Source organism: Plantactinospora sp. ZYX-F-223, assembly GCF_039649625.1.
In the GTDB taxonomy this organism is placed as follows: Bacteria; Actinomycetota; Actinomycetes; order Mycobacteriales; family Micromonosporaceae; genus Plantactinospora.
On sequence record NZ_JBDJAV010000218.1, the window covers coordinates 1 to 285 of the forward strand.

1 protein-coding gene is annotated in these 285 nt (G+C 67.0%); it reads left to right on the forward strand.

What is annotated here, in order from left to right; translation table 11 throughout:
* Positions 1–285 (forward strand): integrase core domain-containing protein (locus AAH979_RS43260; RefSeq protein ID WP_346263917.1); only part of this gene is annotated, 285 nt, incomplete at both ends.

Consider the following 285-nt stretch of genomic DNA (forward strand, 5'->3'; position numbering starts at 1 on the left):
GTACACCGCCGTGTTCGACCACGTGTTCACTACTGAAGGGATCGAAGTCCTGCGTAGCCCGCCCGGCGCGGCCAGGGCCAACGCCCACGCCGAACGGTGGGTACGCACGGTACGCCGGGAGTGCCTGGACCGGATGCTTATCGACAACCCGCGGCACCTGCATGTCGTGTTGGACGAGTACGTCAGGCACTACAACGAACACCGGCCCCATCAAGGCCGGTCGCAACGCCCTCCGAACCGCGACGCATCCCCTCCACCGGTGGCCGACCCGACCACGATCCGGGT